Raw genomic sequence first — 17,277 nt, 5'->3', positions numbered from 1 at the left:
TCCGGGTTCCCTCTTTTTGTCGTACCGGTGTCCCCCGGACGGACGATCCACCGTGCCGGAGTTGACGGGGCTCCTTAGCGTGCTGCCATGAGCACCGAACTGTTCTCCCGGGGCGCAAAGGCCGGTCTCAGCTGCACCGCGCTGGTGGTCGCCCTCGGCGCGGGCGTCACCGCCTGCGGCGCGGACGACAACCCGCTGGCCGCCGACCCGTACGACGCGGCGGATCAGATCGCCTTCAGCGGGCCCACCGAGGCCGGCAAGAAGGCCGACCCGGACAAGCCCCTGGTGGTCACCGCCACGGGCTCCAGCGGACACCTCACGGACGTCAGCGCCGAGGACGCCACCGGACGGCACGTCGCGGGCGAACTCGCCGCCGACGGCAGCCGCTGGCACAGCACCTCACCGCTGGCCGCCGGCGCCCACTACACGCTCACGGTCCGCACCGAGAACGACGACGGCGCACCCGGCCGCAAGGTCCTCACCTTCGACACCAGCAAGCCCGCGACCACCCGGCGCCTGAACATCGAGTTCGGCCCGGAGGCGGGCACCTACGGCGTCGGCGAGCCCATCGTGGCCGAACTCGACCAGCCCGTGAAGGACAAGGCGCAGCGCGCCATCGTGGAGCGCGGCCTCCAGGTGCGCTCCACACCCGCCGTGCAGGGCTCCTGGTACTGGGTGGACGACAAGCAGCTCCACTACCGGCCCCGCGACTACTGGCCCGCGAACGCCACCGTCGAGGTGCGCAGCACCCTGGAGGACATCCGGATCGCCGACGGGCTCTACGGCGGCAGCGCCAAGCCGCTCACCATCACCACCGGGGACCGCGTCGTCGCCGTCACGGACGCGGCCACGCACGCGATGACGGTCTACCGCAACGACGAGAAGATCAAGGAGATCCCGGTCACCACCGGCAAGCCCGGCTTCGAGACCCGCAACGGCGTCAAGGTGGTCCTCGCCAAGCAGTACTTCGTGCGGATGAAGAGCTCCACCGTGGGCATCGCCGCGGGCTCGACGGACTCGTACGACCTGCCGGTCTACTACGCCACCCGGGTGACCTGGAGCGGTGAGTTCGTGCACGCCGCGCCCTGGTCGATCGGCTCCCAGGGCATCGCCAACGTCAGCCACGGCTGCACCGGCATGAGCACCCCGAACGCCAAGTGGTTCTTCGACAACATCCACGAGGGCGACGTGGTCCAGGTCGTCAACTCCAAGGGCGATCCCATGGAACTGTTCGACAACGGCTACGGCGACTGGAACCTGTCCTGGCAGAAGTGGCTCCAGGGCAGCGCCCTGAGCAGCGGCCCGCAGGCCGCCACCCCGCAGGCGGACCAGTCCAGGCTGCGCCCGCAGAGCCTCTGAGCGGCCGCACGAGGGCCTGCCCCGGGGCGGGCCGCAGCCAGCCGGCCGCGGCCCGCCCCGGGCGCTCAGGCGACGAGCGCCTTGCGGCGCAGCAGCGAGGCCAGCGCGCCGGCGAACTCCACCGGGTCCACCGGCAGGGTCACGGCCGCGTCCGCCCGGCTCCAGGTGGCCAGCCAGGCGTCCTGGGGCCGCCCGATGAGCAGCAGCACCGGCGGGCAGCGGAAGACCTCGTCCTTGATCTGGCGGCACATCCCCATGCCGCCCATCGGGACGGACTCGCCGTCCAGGACGCAGACGTCGATCCCGCCCCTGTCCAGCTCGGCGAGGACCGCCGCCGGCGTCGCGCACTCCACGAACTCCACGAGGGGCGCGTCCTGGGCCGGACGCCGGCCGGTGGCCAGCCGCACCTGCTCCCGGGTGTTGGCGTCGTCGCTGTAGACCAGCACCGTGGCGGTCGCCTGCATTGTTCCTCCACGCATCTTGACTCGAGAAGACACAGCAATGTTCGGGAACTTCCGGGTACCGATGGCGCGGATGCTACTCCCTCGTCCACCCCGCCGACACCGCCTTGAACACCCCTTCGATGGGCCATACGGGCTGGACACACCCCACAGACACTCCGAACGGCACCCCCCGGAGTGAGGGCGGGATAAGCGACCGACATAATGTCGGTCGTGGCGACAGCAACGACAGTAGAAACCGGGCACGCGCACCCGTCGGTCAACCGGCCGAACCTCACCAGCGTCGGAACCATCATCTGGCTGAGTTCCGAGCTGATGTTCTTCGCGGCCCTCTTCGCGATGTACTTCACCCTGCGATCGGTGACGGGTCCGGCGCACTGGAAGGAGATGGCGGACAGTCTCAACGTCCCCTTCTCGTCGGTGAACACCACGATCCTGGTGCTCTCCTCGCTCACCTGCCAGCTCGGCGTCTTCGCCGCCGAGCGCGGTGACGTGAAGAAGCTCCGGGGCTGGTTCATCGTCACCTTCATCATGGGTGCGATCTTCATCGGCGGTCAGATCTACGAGTACACGAGCCTGGTGAAGGAGGAGGGGCTCTCCCTCTCCTCCGACCCGTACGGCTCGGTGTTCTATCTGACCACCGGCTTCCACGGCCTGCACGTGACAGGCGGTCTCATCGCCTTCCTGCTGGTCCTCGGCCGCACCTACGCGGCCAAGAGGTTCACCCACGAGCAGGCGACCGCGGCCATCGTCGTGTCCTACTACTGGCACTTCGTCGATGTCGTCTGGATCGGCCTCTTCGCCACGATCTACCTGATCAAGTAGCCGACGAACCGATCCCAGTCCGCAAAGCATCGACGCAGAAGATCCTGACACCGGGGTAATCCGTGAAAAAGCTCTCCGCACGACGACGCCATCCGCTGGCGGCGGTCGTCGTCCTCCTTCTCGCGCTGGCGGCCACGGGGGGGCTGTACACCGCGTTCGCGCCCGCGAGCAAGGCGAAGGCCGACGAGTCGGCTCAGTCCCTCACCATCGAGGAGGGCAAGAAGCTCTACCAGGTCGGCTGCGCAAGCTGCCACGGCACCGGTGGTCAGGGCACCACTGACGGTCCGTCCCTGGTGGGCGTGGGCGCCGCGGCAGTCGACTTCCAGGTGGGCACCGGCCGTATGCCGGCCCAGCAGCCCGGCGCGCAGGTCCCGCGCAAGAAGGTCATCTACACCCAGGCCGAGATCGACCAGCTGGCGGCCTACATCGCCTCCCTGGGCGCCGGCCCGGCCGTGCCGACGACGAACCAGTACAGCCCGGAGGGCGCGGACATCGCCAAGGGCGGTGAGCTGTTCCGCACCAACTGCGCCCAGTGCCACAACTTCACCGGCAAGGGCGGTGCGCTCACGCACGGCAAGTTCGCCCCGGACCTCGAGGGTGTCGACCCGAAGCACATCTACGAGGCCATGCAGACCGGCCCGCAGAACATGCCCTCCTTCCCCGACACGACCCTGTCGGAGAAGAACAAGAAGGACATCATCGCGTACCTGAACGCGGTCAACAGCGACAACTCGGACAACCCCGGCGGTCTCGAACTGGGTGGCCTCGGGCCGGTCAGCGAGGGTCTGTTCGCGTGGATCTTCGGACTGGGCGCGCTGGTCGCCGTCGCCGTGTGGGTCGCCGCTCGGACCGCAAAGGCCAAGAAGTCATGAGTACCCAAGACATCCCAGAAGAGAACCTGCCTGCTGAGCAGGGCGCGGCGCACGGCGCCGCAGAGGTCGCGGACGACAGGAACCCGTTCGCCGACCCGGGCCTGCCGCCCCACGAGCACCGGATCCAGGACGTCGACGAGCAGGCCGCCCGCCGGTCCGAGCGCGTCGTCGCCATGCTGTTCACGGTCTCCATGCTGGCCACCGCGGGCTTCATCGCCTCGTACGTGACCATCCCGAACGACAAGTCGGTCTACGTCTTCCCGCTCGGGCACATCAGCGCGATCAACTTCGCGCTGGGTCTGACGCTGGGCGTGGCGCTGTTCTGCATCGGCGCGGGCGCGGTCCACTGGGCCCGCACGCTGATGTCGGACGCCGAGGTCGCCGACGAGCGTCACCCGATCGAGGCGTCCCCCGAGGTCCGCGCGAAGGTCCACGCCGACTTCAAGCAGGGTGCCAAGGAGTCCGCGATCGGCCGCCGGCCGCTGATCCGCAACACCATGCTGGGCGCGCTCACCCTGGTGCCGCTGTCCGGTGTGTTCCTGCTGCGCGACCTGGGCCCGCTGCCCAAGGAGACGCTGCGGCACACCCTGTGGGCCAAGGGCAAGCGCCTGGTCAACATGAACACCAACCAGCCGCTGCGTCCCGAGGACGTCATCGTCGGTTCGCTCACCTTCGCCAAGCCCGAGGGCCTGGAGGAGACGGACGAGGACTTCCAGACCGAGATCGGCAAGGCCGCCCTGATGATCGTCCGGCTCCAGCCGGACAACATCAAGGACAAGCGCGAGCTGGACTGGTCGTACCAGGGCGTCGTGGCCTACTCGAAGATCTGCACCCACGTCGGTTGCCCGATCTCCCTGTACGAGCAGCAGACGCACCACGTGCTGTGCCCGTGCCACCAGTCCACCTTCGACCTCTCCGACGGTGCCCGAGTCATCTTCGGCCCGGCCGGTCACGCCCTGCCGCAGCTGCGCATCGGCGTGGACAGCGAGGGGTACCTCGAAGCGCTCGGCGACTTCGAGGAGCCCGTCGGTCCTGCATTCTGGGAGCGCGGATGAGTACTGCAGCAAGCAACGAGCCGAACCGCTCGCGCGGTAAGGCACCGGCCGGCGAGAAGCTCGCCGACTGGGCCGACGGCCGGCTGGGCATCTACAGCCTGGCCAAGGCCAACATGCGCAAGATCTTCCCCGACCACTGGTCGTTCATGCTGGGTGAGGTCTGCCTCTACAGCTTCCTGATCATCATCCTCACGGGTGTGTATCTGACGCTGTTCTTCCACCCGTCGATGAACGAGGTGGTGTACCACGGCAGCTACGTCCCGCTCCAGGGACAGCTGATGAGTGAAGCGTTCAACTCGACCATGCACATCTCCTTCGAGGTGCGCGGTGGTCTGCTCATCCGGCAGATCCACCACTGGGCGGCGCTGATCTTCCTCGCCGGCATGTTCGTGCACATGATGCGCGTGTTCTTCACCGGCGCGTTCCGCAAGCCGCGTGAGATCAACTGGATGTTCGGCTTCCTGCTGTTCGTCCTGGGCATGTTCACCGGTTTCACCGGCTACTCGCTCCCGGACGACCTGCTGTCCGGCACCGGTGTCCGCTTCATGGAGGGCGCGATCCTGTCCGTGCCGATCGTCGGCACGTACGTCTCGTACTTCCTCTTCGGCGGCGAGTTCCCCGGCCACGACTTCGTGGCCCGGTTCTACTCGATCCACATCCTGCTGCTGCCGGGCATCATGCTCGGCCTGGTCGTCGGCCACCTGATCCTGGTCTTCTACCACAAGCACACGCAGTTCGCGGGCCCCGGCAAGACGAACAACAACGTCGTCGGCATGCCGCTGCTGCCGGTCTACATGGCCAAGGCCGGAGGCTTCTTCTTCCTGGTCTTCGGTGCCATCGCGGCCGTCGCGGCGATCGCGCAGATCAACCCGATCTGGGCCATCGGCCCCTACCGGCCGGACCAGGTGTCCACCGGCGCCCAGCCCGACTGGTACATGGGTATGGCCGAGGGCCTGATCCGCGCGATGCCCGGCTGGGAGATCAACTTCTGGGGCCACACGCTGGTCCTGGGCGTGTTCATCCCGCTGGTGCTCTTCGGTGTGGTCCTCATCGCCCTCGCGGTGTACCCGTTCATCGAGTCCTGGGTCACCGGCGACAAGCGCGAGCACCACATCCTGGACCGCCCGCGCAACGTCCCGACCCGCACCGCCTTCGGCGCCGCGTGGATCGCCTGGTACTTCGTGCTGCTGGTCGGCGGTGGAAACGACCTGTGGGCCACCCACTTCCACCTGTCGATCAACGCCATCACCTGGTTCGTGCGGATCGCGTTCTTCGTGGTCCCGGTCATCACCTTCGTGATCACCAAGCGGATCTGCCTCGGCCTCCAGCGCCGGGACAAGGAGAAGGTGCTGCACGGCCGCGAGTCCGGCATCATCAAGCGCCTGCCGCACGGTGAGTTCATCGAGGTCCACGAGCCGCTCAGCCAGGAGCAGCTGTACACCCTCACCGCCCACCACCAGTACGAGCCGGCCGAGATCGGCCCGACGGTGGACGAGAACGGTGTCGAGCGCAAGGTCGGCGGTACGGAGAAGCTGCGCGCCAAGCTCAGCAACGCGTACTACGGCGAGGACAACCAGATCTCGAAGCCGACCGTCGAGGAGTACAAGGAGATCACGAGCGGCCACGGCCACCACTGATCACTGACCCCTGAGCGTCGCCACGCCAGGCCGGAGGGCCCCGTCCGAACCCCGGATGGGGCCCTCCGCCGTCCCCCGGGCTGGATAGGGTGGACGGTGATACGACACCCCCCGTCCCATGGCCCTGAGCACCGGCCGGGACACCGGATCAGGAGCGGCTTATGAGCGCTGTGACCCCCGCTGGAGGCGACACCGCGGCGGGCCGTTCCTGGCCCGTCCTGCTGAACGGCCTGCTGGACCGCCGCGACCTCACCGCCGACGACACCGCCTGGGCCATGGACCGGATCATGGGCGGCGAGGCGACCGACGCCCAGATCGCCGGCTTCGCGGTGGCGCTGCGCGCCAAGGGCGCCACCGTCGCGGAGATCACCGGCCTGGTGCGCACGATGTACGAGCACGCCAAGGTGATCCAGGTGCCCGGCGCCACCGTCGACATCGTCGGCACCGGCGGCGACGGCGCCAAGACGGTGAACATCTCCACCATGTCCTCGATCGTGGTGGCCGGCACCGGCGCCAAGGTCGTCAAGCACGGCAACCGGGCCGCGTCCTCCGCCTCCGGCGCCTCCGACGTGCTGGAGAAGCTGGGCGTCAACCTCGATCTGACGCCTCGCCGGGTGGCGGAGGTCGCCGAGGAGGCCGGGATCACCTTCTGCTTCGCGGTGAAGTTCCACCCGGCGCTGCGCCATGTGGGCGCGGCCCGCGGCCAGCTGGGCATCCGCACGGTGTTCAACCTGCTGGGCCCGCTGACCAACCCGGCCCAGGTGAAGGCGCAGGCGGTCGGTGTGGCCGTGGCCCACGAGGCGCCCATCGTGGCGGGTGTCTTCGCCGAGCGCGGCAACTCCTCCCTGGTCTTCCGGGGCGACGACGGCCTGGACGAGCTGACCACCACGGCCACCTCGCGGGTCTGGGTGGTGCACGAGGGCACGGTCACCGAGGAGCGCTTCGACCCCCGCGACGTCGGCCTCGACCTGGTGCCGGTGGAGGCGCTGCGCGGCGCCGACGCCTCCTACAACGCGGAGGTGGCCCGCCGCCTGCTGGACGGCGAGCACGGTCCCGTACGGGACGCGGTGCTGCTGAACTCGGCGGCTGCCCTGGTCGCCCTGGAGCCGGGCTCCGGGACGCTGGCGGAGCGGATCAGGGCCGGTATGGCGCGGGCCGCCGAGTCGATCGACTCCGGGGCGGCCCGGGGCACGCTGGAGCGCTGGGTGGCCGCCAGCAACGCCTGAGCGCCCCCGCGGTACGCGTCCGCACGCGGTGAGGTGACGCGAGGCGCGGTCCACGATCCGGACCGCGCCTTGCGCACAGAAGATCGTGTGGCAGGATGGCACCAGGTCATGAGTGACAGCCATGTGGCCCCGGCCGGCTGTCCGGCAACCCTCCGTCCGTGGCGGGGTGCCCCGGGTGAAGACCAGGTCGTAGGCAGCGAGGTCTACGGCAAGCGCGGACCCCTCGCGCGCTTCCCAGGGAAGTGCGGGGCCAGGGGTCCTGGTCGGTCGAGGGAGCCTTCCGTGAGCAAGCGAATGCGTTAGGGCGTCGAGCCCCGCCTCCGCACACCCACTTCACCCTTCCGCGCCGGTGCCCCGTGCCGGGCTCGCGCGGTCGGTTCACCCTGCCTTCACGGGAGTTCCCCCATGTCTGTCTCCACCGCTGCCGCCGACCAGTCCGTCTGTGCCCCGCTGCCCGTTCTGGGCCGGGATGTCACCGTGCCGCTCGTCACCGGCGGCGAAGTCACCTACGCCGCCCTCGACTACGCGGCCAGCGCCCCCGCGCTCCAGCAGGTCTGGGACGACGTGGCCGCCTACGCGCCGTACTACGGCAGCGTGCACCGCGGCGCCGGCTACCTCTCCCAGCTCTCCACCGACCTGTTCGAGAACGCCCGGCGCACCGTCGCCGAGTTCCTGGACTGCCGCGCGGACGACCAGGTGGTGTTCACCCGGTCCACCACCGACTCGCTGAACCTGCTGGCCCGGGTGGTCCCGGCCGACTGCCGGGTGTTCGTCTTCGAGACCGAGCACCACGCCTCGCTGCTGCCCTGGCGCGACGCCCAGGTGACCTGCCTGAACGCCCCGCGCACCCCGGAGCAGGCCGTCGCCACCCTGGAGCGGGCGCTGGCCGACCGCGAGCCCTACGGCCCTGCCCTGGTCTGCGTCACCGGCGCCTCCAACGTCACCGGCGAACTGTGGCCGGTACGGGAACTGGCCGCCGCCGCCCACGCGCACGGCGCCCGGATCGTGCTGGACGCCGCCCAGCTCGCCCCGCACCACCCGGTGTCCGTCAAGGACCTCGACGTCGACTGGGTCGCCTTCTCCGGGCACAAGCTGTACGCCCCCTTCGGCTCCGGCGTGCTGGCCGGGCGCGCCGACTGGCTGCGCGAGGCCGAGCCCTACCTCGCGGGCGGCGGCGCTAGCCGCCGGGTGTCCCGCCGCGCCGACGGGGGAGTGGACGTGGAGTGGCACGACAGCGCCGCCCGCCACGAGGCCGGCTCGCCCAACGTCATCGGCGCCTACTCCATCGCGGCGGCCTGCAAGGCGCTGACCGAGGCCGGGTTCGACACGCTGGTCGCCCGCGAGCAGCACCTCATCGACAGGGTCCGGGAGGGCCTGGCCGCGGTTCCGCAGGTGCGGGTGCTCTCCCTGTTCGGGGACGACGCCCCGCGGGTCGGCGTGATCTCGTTCGTCGTGGAGGGCTGGAACAGCTCGCACTTCGCCGCCGCGCTCTCCGCCGAGTACGGCATCGGCGTCCGCGACGGGCTCTTCTGCGCCCACCCGCTGGTGCGCACCCTGCTCGGCAGCGACCCGCAGACCCAGGGTGAGTGCGGCGCCCCCGAGGCCGCGCCCGGCGAGAAGTCCCTCAACGCGATCCGTGTCAGCTTCGGCGCGGGCACCCCCGACGAGCATGTGGAGCGCTTCGTGACGGCGGTGCGCGAGCTGGTCAGCGACGGCGCCAAGTGGCGCTACCGCACGGAGGACGGCCGCTGCGTCCCGGCGGTGTGAACCCCGCGGCCCCCGAGGCGGCGGACCGGCCGGAGGTCAGGAGTCCAGACCGATGGCGAACGCCGCCTCCAGGTCGTGCTGCGAGTACGTGCGGAACGCCACGTGGGTGTCCGTCGCCTCCACCCCGGGGATCTTGCTGATCCGGCCCGGGATGATCTCCGCCAGGTCCTCGTGCCGGCCCACCCGCACCATGGCGATCAGGTCGTAGGTGCCGGTGACGGAGAAGACCTCGCTGACGCTCTCCAGCGAGGCGATCCGCTCGGCGATCTCGGGGATCCGGTCCACGCTGGTCTTGATGAGGACGATCGCGGTGATCACGGCTGGTTCTCTCCCTCGGGGGCCGGAGCGGGGCTGACCTTCACTCTAGCCGTGCGCCCGTGGCCGGCCCACGCGCAGCCGAAGCCGAGGCCGAAGCCGATGACATGGGCCAGGTACGCCACACCCGGCCCGTCGCCGGCCCGGCCCGCGGCCAGCCACTGCAGGGCCGCCCAGAAGGGCAGCACCACCCAGGCGGGCAGGCGCAGCGGCAGGAAGAACAGGAACGGCAGCAGGCTGGTCACCCGGGCCCGCGGGAACAGGTACAGGAAGGCGCCGAGCACCGCCGAGATCGCCCCCGACGCCCCGACCAGGGTCTGGCCGGAGTCCGCGTGCGCGGCGGCGTACCCGAGCAGGGCCAGATAGCCGCAGCCCAGGTAGAACAGGGTGAAGCGGACCCGGCCCAGGCGCTGCTCGGTCATCGCGCCGAAGACGTGCAGGAAGAGCATGTTGCCGAGCAGATGGACCCAGCTGCCGTGCACGAACAGGGCCGTGGCCGGGGTGAGCGCCGCCCGCGGGGAGCCCGAGAACAGGTCGGCGGGGACCACGCCCCAGCGCCGGAAGTACGCCTGCTGGGCGAGGAGCAGCCCGTGCCCGGTGCCGTAGGAGGGGAACAGGCCGGAGGCCGGACTCATCGCGAAGACCAGGCAGCACAGGGCGAGCATCGCACTTGTCACCGGCGCGCGCGTGGTCCGTACCGCCCGCAGGGCCCGGAGGACTCGGGCGGGCACCGCGTTCCTGGAGCTGGTCATGTGCACAGAGCATGGCGTAACGGGACGCATCCGCACAGAGCGCCTCGCCGCCGTGGACAGCCGGGCGCCGAGTGGCTCCCAGGCCGTAGGGTTACGGCCGACGCTCCGGGGACACCGGCGCGGCACGGTCCCGGAAGGAAAGTGAGCAGCCACGATGACGGTTCCCCTGCCGACCGCCACGACGCGGTGGCGCTGCACGCTGTGCGGCAACCTCACCCGTTTCGACGTGACGCGCTCGTCGAAGGTCGTCGAGTACGTCCACCTCGACCTGGCCGGTGAGCCCACGGTCGAGGAGCGCGAGGTCGTCAGTGAGACCATCGAGTCGGTGCGCTGCCGCTGGTGCAACGCCGTGGACAAGGTGGAACTCGTGGACAGGCCGGGCGCCGGCTCCTGAGCGGAGCGGGCCCCGCACAGGTGGTCCCCGCGGGGATCCCGTGACGCATTGGGGTGACGGATGGCGCAGACACAAGGCGGGGAGCCGGGCGACGGCGCCGCTGAGGTGCTGGACCGTCCGCTGCCCGACGGCGTACGGCGCCGGGTCGTGCAGATCGTGGCCGACGCCTTCGGGCAACTGACCGTCGGTGAGCTGCCCGCGCAGCTGCGCCAGTACGCCCGGTTCGCGCCCAACCGCCGCGCCAAGTTCGCGGGCAACGCGATGGCGGCGGCGCTGGAGACCGACCCGCTGTTCCGGCAGCGGGTCGGGGAGAAGTTCCGCGAGGCGCAGGGCGAGCTGTGCGGGGCCCTGGACTCCGGCGCGCCGCCGCCGGCCGCCGACCCGCTCGACGTGGCCGCCGCCGCCTATGTGCTGCGCCCCGCGGGCTGGGTGAAGCTGGTGACCGCGGCCGGCGAGGAGGCGCTGCGGGCGCACGCCGAGCGCGTCGACGAGGAGAGCCGGGCCGAACTGGAACGGCTGCGCGAGCAGCTCGCCGGGGCCCGCGAGCAGACCCGCGCCGAGACCGAGCGCCTGCGCGCCGAACTGGACGCGGTCCGCCGGGAGACCGAGGCGCTGCACCGCAAGCTGCGCGCCGCGCTCAGCGACGTCAAGCGCGGCGAGGCGGCGCTGCGCAAGGCGCGCGGTGAGACGGAGAGCGTGCGCGCCGAGGGGCAGGTGCAGATCTCGGCCGCCGAGAGCGAGAACCGGCGCCTCAAGGCCCGGCTGGGCGAGGCGGAGGCGGCCCTGGAGGCCACCCGCAAGGCGGCGCGCGAGGGCCGCAGCGTCGAGGACATGCGGGTGCGGCTGCTCCTGGACACCGTGCTGGAGGCGGCGCAGGGGCTGCGGCGCGAACTCGCGCTGCCCCCGGTGTCCGTACGGCCGGCCGAGACCGTGGACGCGGTGGAGCCGGGCCGGATGACGCCGAAGGACATCGCCGCGCGGGCGCTGTCCGAGCACGACCCGGCGATCCTGGACCAGTTGCTGGCGCTGCCGCAGGCGCATCTGGTCGTCGACGGCTACAACGTCACCAAGACCGGCTATCCGCAGATGCCGCTGGAGAAGCAGCGGCTGCGCCTGCTCGGACAGCTCTCGCAGCTCGCCGCGCAGACCGGCGCCGAGGTCACCTGTGTCTTCGACGGCGCGGAACTGGCGGCGCCGGTGCTGCTCGCGCCGCCGCGCGGGGTGCGGGTGCTGTTCTCCAAGCCGGGCGTCACCGCCGACGAGCTGATCCGTCAGCTGGTGCGGGCCGAGCCGCCGGGCCGGCCGGTCATCGTCGCCTCGACCGACCGCGAGGTGGCCGACGGCGTCGCCAGGGCGGGGGCGCGGCCGGTGGCGTCGGCGATGCTCCTGAAGCGCCTGTTCCGCGGCTGAAAGCGTCTGTGGCGCGGTCTATTCCGGACATAAGCAGATCTCCTGCTCATTCGTGACAGGGAGGTTTAATGCCCGAATTGACGGAACCGTCACGCGACGTAGCGTCAACCGCGCCTCACCCCAGGTGAGTTCCTGGCAAAGAATGCGGTGCGTGACGGGTTTTCTTGTCGGTAGGATTTGAATTCATCACGATGAGGTCACTAGGGTCTGGCTTCGAACCTCCGAGCGGGTGATCACTCACAAGAAGGAGCTCGCTTCCGTGGCGTCCCACCGTCGACCCAAACAGCCCAGCCGTGCCCGGGTGACCATGCTCACCACCGCGGCAGCCGCCGCCGTCGCGATCAGCGCGCAGTCGGCCAACGCGGCACCGAGCGAGAAGCCCAGCAAGGACGAGGTCAAGTCCAAGGTCGACACGCTCTACGAGCAGGCGGAGCAGGCCACCGAGAAGTACAACGGGGCCAAGGAGAAGCAGGAGAAGCTCCAGAAGGAGATCTCCACCATCCAGGACAACGTCGCCCGCGGCCAGCAGGACCTCAACAAGCTGCGCGACGGCCTCGGTTCGATGGCAGCAGGCCAGTACCGCAGCGGCGGCATCGACCCCTCCCTCCAGCTCTTCCTCTCGTCCCACCCGGACGAGTACCTGGACAAGGCCGCCACCCTCAGCCAGGTCAGCGGGCAGCAGGCCGACTCCCTGAAGAAGATCCAGGACAAGCAGCGCCAGCTCGCCCAGCAGCGCGCCGAGGCCACCGGCAAGCTCAAGGACCTCTCCGCCACCCGTACCGAACTGGGCAACAAGAAGAAGGAAGTCCAGAGCAAGCTGGCCGAGGCGCAGAAGCTCCTCAACACCCTGACCGCGCAGGAGAAGCAGCAGCTCGCCCAGGCCGAGCAGTCCCGCGCCACCCGCGGCACCGAGCGCGTGTCCATGGGCAAGGTATCGCCCGGCAGCGGCCACGCGGGCGCCGCCTTCTCCGCCGCCCAGAGCGTGATCGGCAGCCCCTACGTCTACGGCGCCACCGGCCCGTCCTCCTTCGACTGCTCGGGCCTGACCTCCTGGGCCTACGCCCAGGCCGGCGTCACCATCCCGCGTACCTCCGAGGCCCAGGCCAACGCCGGCCAGCGCATCTACTCGCAGAGCCAGCTCCAGGTCGGCGACCTGGTGCTCTTCTACGGCGACCTGCACCACGTCGGCCTGTACGCGGGCAAGGGCATGGTCCTGCACGCCCCGCACACCGGCGCCAACGTGCGCTACGAGTCGATCGGCAACATGCCCTTCCAGTTCGGCGTCCGCATCTGAGTCCGAACCGGCTCCACCGGCACGCCGTCACACCGCCCGAACGGGCGAATCGCATCAACGCACGCTGACCCCGCGCCCCGCCCCTGACCTGTGTCGGAGGCGGGGCGCCGTGTCGTACGCCCGCCGAGGTCTTTGGCCGGTGCGTGCCGACGCGGCTACTGTCGGCCGCGTTTCCCCCACCGCCGTGGCGCACCGCGCCGCACCCGCGGCCCGAGGGGAGACCGTCCGTGCTGACCAGTGGAGGGAGTTCGGCTTCCCGTGGGGTCCCATCGCCGTCTTGCACCGTCCGGTCCCGACCGGGGCACCGGTGCCGCCCGTGCCGCCGTCACCGTGCTGTCCGCCGCCGCCGCGGCCCTGGGCGCGCTGCCGGCCGCCGCCCCGGCCGCCGCCGCACCGCACGGCGGGACCCGGGCCGAGGTGGACCGCCTCTACCACGAGGCGGAGAAGGCGACCGAGGACTACGACCGGGCCGACGAACGCGCCGACGCGCTGCGCCGCCAGGTGCACGACGCCCAGGACCGCATCGCCCGCCGGCAGCAGCGCGTCAACACCCTGCGCGAGTCGATCGGTTCGGTGGCCGGCGCGCAGTACCGCTCCGGCGGCATCGACCCGTCCCTCGCCCTGCTGTTCTCCCGCGACCCGGCCGAGTACCTGGACCGGGCGAGCACCCTGGACCGGATCAGCGCGCACCAGGCCGGCGAACTCCAGGCGCTGCGCCAGGCGCTGCGCTCGCTCGCCCAGCAGCGCGCCGAGGCCACCGGCGCCCTCGCCGAACTGGAGAAGAGCCGCACCGCCGTCGCCGCCCACAAGCACACCGTGGAACGGAAACTGGCCCAGGCCCGGCGGCTGCTGAACTCCCTCAGCCGCGCCGAGCGCGACGCCTACACCCGCACCTCCCGCTCCGGCCGCGACGACCTCCTGTCCGGGCCGGACGCCGGCCCGGCCGCCTCCGGGCGCGCCGCCGCCGCCCTCGCCGCCGCCCGCTCCGCGCTCGGCCGCCCCTATGTGTGGGGCGCCAACGGCCCTTCGGGCTTCGACTGCTCGGGCCTCATGCAGTGGGCGTACGCACAGGCCGGGGTGCATCTGCCGCGCACCTCGCAGGAGCAGCGCTACGCCGGCCGGCAGATCCCGCTCTCCCAGGCCCGGCCCGGCGACCTCGTCGTCTACCGCTCCGACGCCAGCCACGTGGCCATGTACGTCGGCGGCGGCCGGGTGATCCACGCCCCGCACCCGGGCGCCCCCGTGCGCTACGACCCCGTGAACATGCTGCCGATCTCCTCGGTCACCAGGGTCTGACGGCGCCCCGGCGCCGCCGTACGATCGGGCAATGGCCGGGCGCGGACGGGTACGGGGAAGAACGGTGGCGGCGGCGTCCCTGCTGCTCGCCTCGCTGACGGCGTGCGGCGGCCCGACCGCCGCCGACACCGCCCGCGCGCAGGTGCAGCACCTGCTCGACACCCGCGCGGCGGCGGTCCTCCACCACGACGCGGCCGCCTACGCCACCACCGGCACCCGCACCCCGTACACCCGGCTGCGGGCCGTGCCGTTCACCGCCTGGTCCTACCGCGTGACCGCGGTGCGCCGCAGCGGCGCCACGGCCACCGCCGACGCCCAGCTCAGCTACCGGGTGACCGGCTACGACACCGCCCCCGTCACCGTAGGCCGCACCCTGACCCTGTCCACCGCCGCCGACGGCGCGTGGTACGTCGACTCCGAACGTCCGGCGCGCGAGGCGGCGCAGCAGCTGTGGGACCAGGGCACCGTGGGCGTGGCCCGGGGCCGCAGCAGCATCGTCCTCGGCGTCGGGCAGAGCACGCGCTCGCTGCGCGACTACGCCTCCCTCGCCGACCACGCGGTGCCCGCCGTGTCGGACGCCTGGGGCACCGACTGGAGCCGCCGCGTGGTCGTGCTGGTCCCCGGCTCGCTGGACGCCATGGCCGCGCTGCTCGGCTCGCCCGCCGACGACTACCGGGGCATCGCCGCCGTCACCACCGGCGAGGCCGGGGGCAGCGGGCGGGCCCCCGCCGACCGGGTCGTCGTCAACCCCGACGCGTACAGCCTGCTGGGCCCGCTCGGCCGGCAGGTCGTGCTCACCCACGAGACCACCCATGTCGCCACCCGCGCCCACACCGACGCCGCCACCCCGCTGTGGCTCTCCGAGGGCTACGCCGACTGGGTCGGCTACCGCGAGTCCGGGCGCACCCCCGAGCAGGCCGCGCCGGAACTCCAGCACGCCGTGGCCGACGGGCACGTCCCCGCCGCGCTGCCCGCCGACAAGGACTTCGGCTTCGCCGAGGACTCCACCCGCCTCGCCCAGTCCTACGAGGGCGGCTGGCTGGCCTGCCGGATGATCGCCGCCCACTGGGGCGAGGACCGGCTGGACGCGTTCTACCGCGCCGTCGGCGCCCACGACCGCCGCTCGGGCGCGGTCGAGGCCGCGCTGCGCACGGTGCTGGGCACGGACCTGGCGCGGTTCACCGGGCAGTGGCGGGAGTATCTGCGGGAGCAGCTGGGCTGAGCGGCGCGCGGCGCGCGGCGGAGCCGGGGAGGAGCCGACGCCGAGGAGGCCGGGTCAGGGGGCGGGGGACGGCTGCCGGGTGCGGGCGGGGGCCCGGTCGTGCGGGGACGGCGGGCCCGCGGGCCGGGCGGCGGTGCCGCGCCACAGGACGCGGCCCGCGCCCAGACAGGCGGCCACCAGCAGACCGTTGCGCAGGAACATCAGCGTCAGGCCCAGCGGGTCGCTCGCCACGACGTGCCCGAAGTACACCGGGAACTCCAGCACGGTCACCAGGGCCGCGGCCAGCACCAGGGCGACGGCCGGCCACATGCGGCTGCCCGCGCAGCACCCGCAGACCGCGCCGAGCCCCACCAGCCACACCAGGTACTGCGGGCTGATCACCCGGCTGGTCACCGTGAACAGCAGCACCGCCGTGAACGCGGCGTCCACGACCACGCACGGCGCGAGCCGCCCGTGCCGGGTCCGCAGCCGCCACCACAGCAGCCAGCCGAAGGCCGCCGCCGTCAGCACCTGCGCGCCCGCGCTCACCGCGCCGACGTACGGCCCCAGGAACTCCATCGACCCGTAGTGCAGCAGCACCTGCCCCTGCCAGCCGAACAGCCGTGCCGCGTGCAGGACGAGCGCGCCCAGCGACTCCACCTCCGTGCCCCGGCCGCCCTGCGCGGCCAGGAAGGACAGCGTGCCGGGCACGCACAGCGCGCACACCGCCACCGGCACGGCCACCGTCACCGCCGCGGCCGTCCACGCCCGCCGCCCGCTCCGCCCCCGCACTCCCGCGAGCAGCAGCACCGGCCACACCTTGAGCAGCGCCCCGAGGCCCGCCAGCACCCCCAGCACCCGGGGCCTGCGGGCGCCCGTGAGCAGCGCGGCCACGGCCACCGCGGTCACCAGCACGTCGTAGCGGGCGTAGAGGACCGGGCCCAGCAGGGGAGCGCCCGCCGTCCACACCCACGCGCCGCGCAGCGGACGGCCCAGCCGCCGCCCGCCGCACAGCAGCAGGCACAGCACCGCCAGATCGGCCGCGCACGCCAGGGCGAAGAAGGCGTCGGCGTACCCGAGGAACGGCAGCGCCAGCGGGGCGAGCAGGGCGAGCGCGGCCCCGGGCGGGTACTGCCAGGCGACGTCGTCGGCCGGGAACGCGCCCTGCCGCAGCACCTCGGACCAGCCCTGGTAGATCACCGACACATCACCGGTGACGTCCGGACCCGGGAACACCAGCACCCGCAGCACGTACAGCAGCAGCACCGCACGGCTCACCGCCCAGACCGCGAGCACCACCGCCGGACGCCGCACCCCGCCTGCCTCGTCCACCTCGGCCCCTCGTCCGTCCGCCGCCGGCCACGTCCCACGCCCATCGTCCCCGCCGCCGCGCCCGGCGACCACGCGGACACC

Annotated in this window: 16 protein-coding genes and 1 riboswitch; of the genes, 12 read left to right on the top strand and 4 right to left on the bottom strand. The window is 71.8% G+C overall.

The features are described from left to right. Positions 1-87: 87 nt before the first annotated feature. Entirely contained in the window at positions 88-1,359 is a 1,272-nt protein-coding gene (locus R4Z62_RS08355) for a L,D-transpeptidase (RefSeq protein WP_491519450.1), read from the top strand. Positions 1,360-1,424: 65 nt separating this feature from the next. On the opposite strand, the gene R4Z62_RS08350 is transcribed toward R4Z62_RS08355, so the two are convergent. Continuing rightward, entirely contained in the window at positions 1,425-1,823 is a 399-nt protein-coding gene (locus R4Z62_RS08350) for a response regulator (RefSeq protein ID WP_491519449.1), read from the bottom strand. A 201-nt stretch (positions 1,824-2,024) separates the two neighbouring features. Between R4Z62_RS08350 and ctaE the strand changes: the two genes are divergently transcribed. The 6 genes from ctaE (at position 2,025) to R4Z62_RS08320 (ending at position 9,202) form a co-directional block, all read left to right on the top strand. Continuing rightward, positions 2,025-2,645, top strand: a complete 621-nt coding sequence (gene ctaE, locus R4Z62_RS08345) for an aa3-type cytochrome oxidase subunit III (RefSeq protein ID WP_026252473.1) — start codon at positions 2,025-2,027, stop codon at positions 2,643-2,645. A gap of 62 nt (positions 2,646-2,707) precedes the next feature. Further along, positions 2,708-3,517, top strand: coding sequence for a cytochrome bc1 complex diheme cytochrome c subunit (qcrC, locus tag R4Z62_RS08340; RefSeq protein WP_018567415.1), 810 nt, complete (start codon positions 2,708-2,710; stop codon positions 3,515-3,517). Then, a complete protein-coding gene (qcrA, locus tag R4Z62_RS08335) occupies positions 3,514-4,572 on the top strand; it encodes a cytochrome bc1 complex Rieske iron-sulfur subunit (RefSeq protein WP_064532635.1) in 1,059 nt (352 codons plus the stop codon). The genes qcrC and qcrA overlap by 4 nt, the downstream gene beginning before the upstream one ends. Further along, positions 4,569-6,209 carry a cytochrome bc1 complex cytochrome b subunit gene (qcrB, locus tag R4Z62_RS08330; RefSeq protein WP_064532633.1) on the top strand — a complete coding sequence of 547 codons (1,641 nt, stop codon included), beginning with the start codon at positions 4,569-4,571 and terminating at the stop codon, positions 6,207-6,209. Before qcrA ends, qcrB begins: the two co-directional genes overlap by 4 nt. Positions 6,210-6,370: 161 nt before the next feature. Next, positions 6,371-7,435, top strand: a complete 1,065-nt coding sequence (gene trpD, locus R4Z62_RS08325) for an anthranilate phosphoribosyltransferase (RefSeq protein WP_381743702.1) — start codon at positions 6,371-6,373, stop codon at positions 7,433-7,435. A gap of 104 nt (positions 7,436-7,539) precedes the next feature. After that, positions 7,540-7,656: riboswitch (SAM riboswitch) on the top strand. Positions 7,657-7,840: 184 nt separating this feature from the next. Next, positions 7,841-9,202, top strand: coding sequence for an aminotransferase class V-fold PLP-dependent enzyme (locus R4Z62_RS08320; protein WP_491519448.1), 1,362 nt, complete (start codon positions 7,841-7,843; stop codon positions 9,200-9,202). Between the two features lie 36 nt (positions 9,203-9,238). Here R4Z62_RS08320 and R4Z62_RS08315 read toward each other — a convergent pair whose 3' ends face one another. Together R4Z62_RS08315 and R4Z62_RS08310 are read right to left on the bottom strand one after the other, a co-directional pair. Beyond that, on the bottom strand, positions 9,239-9,520 hold the full coding sequence (locus tag R4Z62_RS08315; protein WP_018567420.1) for an Lrp/AsnC family transcriptional regulator: 282 nt from the start codon (positions 9,518-9,520) through the stop codon (positions 9,239-9,241). Beyond that, the gene (locus tag R4Z62_RS08310; RefSeq protein ID WP_491519447.1) at positions 9,517-10,269 is read right to left on the bottom strand and encodes a rhomboid family intramembrane serine protease; all 753 of its coding nucleotides are present in this window, start codon (positions 10,267-10,269) and stop codon (positions 9,517-9,519) included. Before R4Z62_RS08310 ends, R4Z62_RS08315 begins: the two co-directional genes overlap by 4 nt. 154 nt (positions 10,270-10,423) lie before the next feature. Between R4Z62_RS08310 and R4Z62_RS08305 the strand changes: the two genes are divergently transcribed. The 5 genes from R4Z62_RS08305 (at position 10,424) to R4Z62_RS08285 (ending at position 15,885) form a co-directional block, all read left to right on the top strand. Next, on the top strand, positions 10,424-10,663 hold the full coding sequence (locus R4Z62_RS08305) for a hypothetical protein (protein ID WP_018567422.1): 240 nt from the start codon (positions 10,424-10,426) through the stop codon (positions 10,661-10,663). A gap of 60 nt (positions 10,664-10,723) precedes the next feature. Further along, positions 10,724-12,073: an NYN domain-containing protein gene (locus R4Z62_RS08300; protein WP_064532626.1), complete on the top strand. Its 1,350-nt coding sequence runs from the start codon at positions 10,724-10,726 to the stop codon at positions 12,071-12,073. A gap of 259 nt (positions 12,074-12,332) precedes the next feature. Next, entirely contained in the window at positions 12,333-13,367 is a 1,035-nt protein-coding gene (locus R4Z62_RS08295) for a C40 family peptidase (protein ID WP_064532624.1), read from the top strand. Positions 13,368-13,625: 258 nt separating this feature from the next. Then, positions 13,626-14,663 carry a C40 family peptidase gene (locus tag R4Z62_RS08290; RefSeq protein WP_064532621.1) on the top strand — a complete coding sequence of 346 codons (1,038 nt, stop codon included), beginning with the start codon at positions 13,626-13,628 and terminating at the stop codon, positions 14,661-14,663. Positions 14,664-14,694: 31 nt separating this feature from the next. Next, positions 14,695-15,885 (top strand): hypothetical protein, encoded by a 1,191-nt coding sequence (locus tag R4Z62_RS08285; protein ID WP_491519446.1) that lies wholly within the window; start codon positions 14,695-14,697, stop codon positions 15,883-15,885. Between the two features lie 54 nt (positions 15,886-15,939). On the opposite strand, the gene R4Z62_RS08280 is transcribed toward R4Z62_RS08285, so the two are convergent. Beyond that, positions 15,940-17,196, bottom strand: coding sequence for a glycosyltransferase 87 family protein (locus R4Z62_RS08280; RefSeq protein ID WP_491519445.1), 1,257 nt, complete (start codon positions 17,194-17,196; stop codon positions 15,940-15,942). Between the last annotated feature and the right edge of the window lie 81 nt (positions 17,197-17,277).

Source organism: Streptomyces sp. PL-25 (assembly GCF_058344915.1).
Note: the sequence above shows the minus strand (reverse complement) of the source record. Positions and strands in the feature narration are given on the sequence as shown.